We start from the raw sequence: 1,123 nt of genomic DNA, 5'->3' as shown, positions 1-1,123 counted from the left end.
CCATTGTTCTTCCTGTTACTTCAAAACGGACCGTGTGTGAACCGGGAGAAAGTCCATTGGTGATAAACAAATATCTTTCTCGGGCAAAGGGCCACCAGGTATTTAAAGACGTGATTTCATTTCCATCGATAAATACAGCCACTTCCCCGCCATCGGGGCTTCTAAGTAGTTTCACACCAAGAATACTCCCTTTGAAATTGTATTCAATCAGGCTCCCTTTTTCATTACTTGTAAAGTAGTCTCCTCTTGGACGAAAACCAATCATCTTTTCATAGTTGTCAACTTCTGATAAATCTAATTCAGAACCGGCGTGAAGCTTGGAGGAAAGGCTTGCTATTGGCTTCTCCTGTTTTGTATTATCAAGAAATTGTTCATAAATTGCATTAGCATAAAATTGATAGCCTAGTCCATTTGGATGTATTAAGTCTTTAGTCAGCTGTTTTTCAGTATAGCCTGAAGTCTGAAAAATTGGCCGCATATCTACATTAGTAGCCCTATAATGTTTAGATAATAGTTCGATAGCTGATGCAAATTCCTCATATTTCAAGCTGCTTTCCGTTATTGTGAACAATTCCGCATTAGGATGGAGACGCTTCACCTTCCTGATTAACGCCTCATACGTCATAATGAAATCGTCTACCTTCATATATTTGCGGTCATTCTCGCCGAATACGATGAAAATTAAATCTTTATGATCATGTTTCTTTCTTTGGGAGAGCTTAAAAAGGCCTTCAAAAGCAGTAGAGCCGCTTTGGACCACATAATCCCCATGAAAAGGAATATCATTGACGTCATTCATCTTGTTTTCTAGCTGTTTGAACCATGTTAAATTAGGATTTTCGGCTCCAGAGCCTCTTCCAATACTGTCACCAACAACAAGGTATTGAATCGGCTGGCCGGCTTGGAATTTTTGATAAACATTTAATGAATCATCTGATCCATAGGTTTTAGGAACCTTTTGAAGGATATAGCTGATTAGAAGAATCGTGGCAATTGCAGCGAAAGGGATGAAGGATTTTGCGTTCTTTTTCAATGTAGTTCCCCCGAATAAACATTTTATTTATCTAAATAGGAAAGAGATAGCTTAAAGACTTAAAGAGGCTAAGAATGGTTTTTTCCTTAT

Annotated in this window: 1 protein-coding gene; it reads right to left on the bottom strand. The window is 38.2% G+C overall.

What is annotated here, in order from left to right; translation table 11 throughout:
• A partial coding sequence (locus AC1DUW_RS29920) for an SGNH/GDSL hydrolase family protein (protein WP_477644321.1) occupies positions 1 to 1,033 on the bottom strand: 1,033 nt, incomplete at its 3' end.
• Between the last annotated feature and the right edge of the window lie 90 nt (positions 1,034 to 1,123).

It is taken from the genome of Peribacillus sp. P4_C12 (assembly GCF_056402095.1).
Note: the sequence above shows the minus strand (reverse complement) of the source record. Positions and strands in the feature narration are given on the sequence as shown.